The sequence below is a fragment of the Arenimonas sp. genome (assembly GCF_035721105.1).
GTDB lineage: Bacteria > Pseudomonadota > Gammaproteobacteria > Xanthomonadales > Xanthomonadaceae > Arenimonas.
On the sequence record NZ_DASTNG010000072.1, the window covers coordinates 1 to 5,631 of the forward strand.

Consider the following 5,631-nt stretch of genomic DNA (forward strand, 5'->3'; position numbering starts at 1 on the left):
GCCGCGCCGGCGCCGGCCGAACCGGCCCCCGCGCCGCCGCCGGTGCGCGTCCTGCTGGTCACCACGCTGGGCGAAATCACGCTGGAACTGGACGCCGCCGCCGCACCGCGAACGGTCGAGAACTTCCTGGCCTACGCGCGCGACGGCCACTACAACGGCACCGTGTTCCATCGCGTCATCCCGGGCCTGCTGGTGCAGGCCGGCGCCTTCACCCCCGACCTGCAGCAGAAGCCGAGCCGGGCGCCGGTGCCGCACGAAGGCGGCAACGGCCTGTCCAACCGCCGCGGCACGGTCGCCGCGGCGCGCGATCGCGGCGTGCTCGAGTCCGCGACCTCGCAGTTCTTCTTCAACCTCGTCGACAACCCCAAGCTCGACCAGACCGCGCCCGGCGATCCCTACACCGCGGGCTACGCCGTGTTCGGCCGGGTGCTGCAGGGGCTGGACGTGATCGACCGGATCGCGGCCGTGCCGACCGGCGCGCAGGGGCCGTTCACCGGCTGGGTGCCGGTGGTGCCGGTGGTGATCGAACGGGTGCAGGTGCTTGGCCCGCTGCCGGCCACTGCGCCCGCCGCGTCCGATGCGCCGACCGACCCGGAGGCGGCGACGCCATGACCGTGCTGTTCGTGTCCGACCTGCACCTGGACGCCGCGCGGCCGGCGATCACGCGGCTGTTCCTGGACTTCCTGGCCGGCGAAGCGCGGCAGGCCGAGGCGCTGTACGTGCTTGGCGACCTGTTCGAGGCCTGGGTCGGCGACGACGATCCGGGCGAACCCGGTGCTTCGGTCTGCGCGGCGATGAAGGCGCTTGCCGACAGCGGCGTGCCGGTATTCCTGATGCGCGGCAACCGCGACTTCCTCTACGGCCCGGCCATGGCGGCGCGCTGCGGCGCGACCCTGCTGCCCGATCCCTGCGTGGTCGACCTGCACGGCGTGCCCACCCTGCTGATGCACGGCGACCTGCTGTGCACCGACGACCTGGCCTACCAGGCCTTCCGCCGCCAGGTCCGCGACCCGGCCTGGCAGGCGACCTTCTTGGCCCAGCCGCTGGCCGCGCGGCAGGCGTTCGCGGCGCAGGCGCGCGCCGCCAGCCAGCAGCACCAGCAGGGCGTGTCGGAAGCGATCACCGACGTCGCGGCGGCCGCGGTCGAGGACGTGATGACGCGCCACGGCGTCACCCGCCTGGTCCATGGCCACACCCATCGCCCCGCGATCCACGCGCTGGACGTGGCCGGCCGCCCCGCCCAGCGCATCGTGCTGGGCGACTGGTACGACCAGGGCAGCGTGCTGCGCCTCGACGGCGACGGGCTCCGCCTCGACGCCCTGCCTGCGCCCGTCTGAGCCGCAAGCCGGTCGGGTCGCTGGCGCGGGGGCCGGCGCGTGCGGCCCTCAGCGGGCCAGGTGTCGCGCCGGCTGGAAGCCGCCCACTTCGAATTCGAACACCGGCACCAGCGCGCCCGAGCGCGGCAGCTCGATGCGCACGCGGGTGGCGTCGGTCATCGCCGCCAGAAAGCGGTCGCGATCGACGATGAACAGCGCGGGGCCGGTGCCGGTGTCGGCGGGATCGCCTTCGAAGGACAGCGTCTCGCCGTCGTCGAAGCGGATCTTGAGCCGGCAGGGCGGACCGCACTGCAGGGTCTTCTGCGTCAGCACGAGGTAGGCGCTTTCGCCCCACGCCGGGTGGCGGCGCAGGATCAGCTGGGCGTCGGGAATGGCCAATGGCCGCCCGGTTTCCAGGTCCAGCGGCACCCGGCTGTAGAGGCTGGCGGTGTGCTGGATGCCGCCGGCGGCGGGATTCTGCTGGTAGTCCCACAGCTGCACCAGGCGCCGGCGCTCGCGCATCGCCTCGGCTTCGGCGCGGACCTGTTCCAGCGTGCGGCGCATGGTCGCGGCGGCTTCGGTCTCGCCGTGGCGTTCGCGCAGCTCGTCGCCGCGCGCCTCGGCGATCTCGAAGTCGCCGCTGGCGCGCGCGGCCTCGTAGGCGGCCAGCAGTTCGGCGCCCTTGGCTTCGTCGTAGGCCGGATCGATCTCCTGCGGCTGGCAGGCGGCCAGCAGCAGCACGGCGGGCAGCAGCAGTCGCTTCATCGCGCGGGCTCCATCGCTTCGAGTTCGCTCATTTCGTAATCGTCGAACCCGGCGGCGTGGCGCGCCGGGCGGTTGAAGGGCCCGCGCAGCGAGCCGCGCGCGGCCTCGCGCACCAGCCGGATGAACTCGCGGCTCGGCGCCAGGCCCTCGCGCTCGCAGCACCAGTGGAACCAGCGGGTGCCGGCGGCGACGTGGGCCACTTCCTCGCGCAGGATCACCTCGAGCACGTCGGCCGAGGCGTCGTCGCCGTTGAGCCGCAGCCGCGTGATCATGCCCGGCGTCACGTCCAGCCCGCGCGCCTCGAGCACGCGCGGCACCAGCGCCATCCGCCGCAGGCAGCTGTCGGCGGTGGCCACGGCCATTTCCCACAGCCCGTTGTGCGCGGGATGGTCGCCGTAGGCGGTGCCCAATGCCGCCAGCCGCCCCGACAGCATCGCGAAGTGGCGTGCCTCGTCGTCGGCCACCGCCACCCAATCGGCATAGAAGGCCGCGGGCATGCCGCGGAAGCGGTACACCGCGTCCCAGGCCAGATTCACCGCGTTGAATTCGATGTGCGCGATCGCATGCAGGAAGGCCCCGCGCCCGGCCACGCTGCCCAGGCCCCGCTGCGGCACCTCGCGCGGCGACACCAGCCCCGGCCGCTCCGGCCGCCCCGGCACCGCGATCACCTCCGCCTCCGGCGCGTCCTCGTCCAGCACCAACTCCCCGGCCCGGAACGCCGCCGCGGCCGCATGCGTCAACCGCAGCTTCTCCGCCGGCTCCCGCGCCATCAGGCAAGCGTGGGCGGCTTCGTGGAGGGATGGCGTGGTTGGGGGTCGGGGCACGAAGGGGGTCCAGTGTTTGAACACGGATCAAAGCGGATCAAAGCCGATAAGAGCGGATAAAGCGAAATCGGATGGGAACACGGCGATTCGAAATGGGCGGCCAGACAGCCTGGCGTTCCGGCCCCACGGATCGACTTCAAATTTTTTAGCGGTATCCGCTCTTATCGGCTTTGATCCGCTTTGATCCGCGTTCGGACACACCAAGCCCCAAAAGCGCGCGATCAGGACGCACGCCGCTTCCGCTTGGCGTCGTCGGAGCGCAGCTGCTGGATGCGTTCGAAGTAGCCGGGTTCGATGCCGGTCACGTACTCGCCGCTGAAGCAGGAGCTGTCGAAGGCGCGGTTGGGGAACTTCGGCCCGGCGACGGCGGCCTCGAGGTCGGCCAGGTCCTGGTAGACCAGCCAGTCGCAGCCCAGCAGCTTCTCGATCTCGTCCTCGGTGCGGCCGTGCGCCACCAGCTCGTCGGCCGAGGGCATGTCGATACCGTAGATGTTCGGGTGCCGCACCGGCGGCGCCGCCGAAGCCAGGTAGACCTTCTTGGCGCCGGCGTCGCGCGCCATCTGCACGATCTGCTGGCTGGTGGTGCCGCGCACGATCGAGTCGTCGACCAGCAGCACCACCCGGTCCCTGAACTCCAGCGGGATCGGATTGAGCTTGCGGCGCACCGACTTCACCCGCTCGCCCTGCCCCGGCATGATGAAGGTGCGGCCGACGTAGCGGTTCTTGATGAAGCCCTCGCGGTACTTCACCCCGAGCACGTTGGCGATTTCCAGCGCGGCATCGCGCGAGGTGTCGGGGATCGGGATCACCACGTCGATGTCGTGGTCCGGGCGCAGGCGCTGGATCTTCTCGCCGAGCTTGACGCCCATGCGCATGCGCGCCTTGTGCACCGAGATGTCGTCCATCATCGAGTCCGGGCGCGCGAAGTACACGTACTCGAAGATGCACGGCGCATGCTGCTGCGGCGGCGCGCATTGCCGGGTGAACAGTTCCCCGCGCGGGGTGACCACCACGGCTTCGCCCGGCGCGACGTCGCGCAGCCGTTCGAAGCCGAGGATGTCGAGCGCGACCGACTCCGAGGCGACGATGTATTCGTCCTCGCCGCCCGGGGTGGCGCGCTTGCCCAGCACCAGCGGGCGGATGCCGTGCGGGTCGCGGAATGCGACCAGGCCCAGGCCGAGCACCGTGCAGACGACGGCATAGCCGCCGCGGGCGCGGCGGTTGACCCCTTCGATCGCGCGGAACACCGAGTCCGGGGTCAGGGCCTTCTGGGTGTCCAGCTCGTGCGCGAACACGTTCAGCAGCACTTCCGAGTCGGACTCGGTGTTGACGTTGCGCCGGTCATGTTCGAACACCTCGCGGCGCAGCGCGTCGGTGTTGATCAGGTTGCCGTTGTGCGCCAGCGCGATCCCGTACGGGGAGTTGACGTAGAACGGCTGCGCCTCGTCCAGGCCCTCGGATCCGGCGGTCGGGTAACGGCAGTGGGCGATGCCGACGCGGCCTTCGAGCAGGCGCATCGAGCGGGCGTCGAACACGTCGCGCACCAGGCCATTGCCCTTGTGCACGCGCAGGTGGGTGCCGTCGGCGGTGGCGATGCCGGCCGCGTCTTGGCCGCGGTGCTGCAGCACGGTCAGGCCGTCGTACAACTGGGCCGCGACGTCCTGCGTCGCCACGATGCCTACGATGCCGCACATGTCCGGAACTCCAGGGCGTCAGGCGCCCGGTTGCGGCAGCGCCAGGGCGTCACCGGTGTCGATGGAATGCGGTTGCGAACCGCCGAAATCAACCCGCGCCGCCGCCCAGCCGGGCAGCCAGCCGCGCAACCATTGCGCGCCCGGCAGCAGCACCGGCACCACCTGCGACTGGTGCCAGCCGGGCTCGCGCGGCAGGGTGGTGAAGCCCATCAGCAGCACCAGCAGGCAGGCGACGAAGCCGCCGCGCACCAGGCCCAGCGCGAAGCCGAGCGCGCGGTCCATGCCGGACAGCCCGACCGAATGCACCAGCTTGCGCACGATCCAGCCGACCACGCCGACGAACAGCAGCACGCCGAGGAAACTCAGTCCGTAACCGGCAAGCAACTGGCCGGCGCCCGGCTCCGCGCCGCCGGACAGCGCCAGCGCCACCCGCGCGCCGAAGCGGAACGCCGCCCAGCCCGCCAGTACCCACGCCAGCAGCGAAGCGAGCACGCCGATGAAGCCGCGCACCAACCCCAGCAGGGTCGATGCGCCGATCACTGCCAGCAGCAGCAAGTCGGTGGCGGTCATGGTGTCATCGGCGCAGGCGCCCGGTCAGGGATGCGGGCGGACGATCCCGGCAACGCCGAGTTTCGCCTTCACCTGCGCCTGCAACTGCCCGGCTTCGGCACGACTCGCGACCGGGCCGATCCGCACCCGCGTCAGCGTGCCCTTGTCGGTCACGACGGACTCGGTGAAGGCACTGAAGCCGGCGGCTCGCGCCTTGTCGCGCAGCGCGGTGGCGTCTGCCGGCTTGCTGAATGCGGCCAGCTGCACGGCGAAGCCGGTGCCGGTCGCGGCGGCCGGCGGCGGCGTGGGCGCCGGAGCGACCGGCTTCGGCGCGGCGGGAACCGGCGTAGCGGACGCAACAGGCGCCGGTGGCGGCGCGGCCACTTCGGCGTCGAGCACCACCACGCGCGCGTCGACGTCGTCACGGACGTGCGCTGCGCGCAGGCGCGCGGCCTCGGCCTCGGCGCGGGTCGCATAGGGCCC

7 protein-coding genes are annotated in these 5,631 nt (G+C 71.9%); 2 read left to right on the forward strand and 5 right to left on the reverse strand.

Annotated features, from left to right (window positions below; genetic code table 11):
* Both VFQ84_RS11570 and lpxH read left to right on the forward strand, forming a co-directional pair.
* Positions 1–612, forward strand: a 612-nt coding sequence (locus VFQ84_RS11570) for a peptidylprolyl isomerase (protein WP_325131787.1), incomplete at its 5' end; no start/stop codon positions are given.
* Positions 609–1,337 carry a UDP-2,3-diacylglucosamine diphosphatase gene (gene lpxH, locus VFQ84_RS11575; RefSeq protein ID WP_325131788.1) on the forward strand — a complete coding sequence of 243 codons (729 nt, stop codon included), beginning with the start codon at positions 609–611 and terminating at the stop codon, positions 1,335–1,337. The genes VFQ84_RS11570 and lpxH, both read left to right, overlap by 4 nt.
* A gap of 48 nt (positions 1,338–1,385) precedes the next feature.
* Here lpxH and VFQ84_RS11580 read toward each other — a convergent pair whose 3' ends face one another.
* From VFQ84_RS11580 to VFQ84_RS11600, 5 genes are all read right to left on the reverse strand, one after another.
* Positions 1,386–2,081, reverse strand: a complete 696-nt coding sequence (locus VFQ84_RS11580) for a hypothetical protein (RefSeq protein ID WP_325131789.1) — start codon at positions 2,079–2,081, stop codon at positions 1,386–1,388.
* Positions 2,078–2,851 (reverse strand): ferritin-like domain-containing protein, encoded by a 774-nt coding sequence (locus VFQ84_RS11585; RefSeq protein WP_325131793.1) that lies wholly within the window; start codon positions 2,849–2,851, stop codon positions 2,078–2,080. The genes VFQ84_RS11580 and VFQ84_RS11585 overlap by 4 nt, the downstream gene beginning before the upstream one ends.
* Positions 2,852–3,126: 275 nt before the next feature.
* Positions 3,127–4,599 (reverse strand): amidophosphoribosyltransferase, encoded by a 1,473-nt coding sequence (gene purF, locus VFQ84_RS11590; RefSeq protein WP_325131790.1) that lies wholly within the window; start codon positions 4,597–4,599, stop codon positions 3,127–3,129.
* A gap of 18 nt (positions 4,600–4,617) precedes the next feature.
* Entirely contained in the window at positions 4,618–5,169 is a 552-nt protein-coding gene (locus tag VFQ84_RS11595) for a CvpA family protein (protein ID WP_325131791.1), read from the reverse strand.
* Positions 5,170–5,193: 24 nt separating this feature from the next.
* The coding region (locus VFQ84_RS11600) for an SPOR domain-containing protein (protein ID WP_325131792.1) at positions 5,194–5,631 on the reverse strand (438 nt) is incomplete at its 5' end.

Coding starts and splice junctions, on each gene's coding strand:
- lpxH (WP_325131788.1), top strand. CDS start 609: ATGACCGTGCTGTTCGTGTCCGACCTGCACCTGGACGCCGCGCGGCCG.
- VFQ84_RS11580 (WP_325131789.1), bottom strand. CDS start 2,081: ATGAAGCGACTGCTGCTGCCCGCCGTGCTGCTGCTGGCCGCCTGCCAG.
- VFQ84_RS11585 (WP_325131793.1), bottom strand. CDS start 2,851: ATGGCGCGGGAGCCGGCGGAGAAGCTGCGGTTGACGCATGCGGCCGCG.
- purF (WP_325131790.1), bottom strand. CDS start 4,599: ATGTGCGGCATCGTAGGCATCGTGGCGACGCAGGACGTCGCGGCCCAG.
- VFQ84_RS11595 (WP_325131791.1), bottom strand. CDS start 5,169: ATGACCGCCACCGACTTGCTGCTGCTGGCAGTGATCGGCGCATCGACC.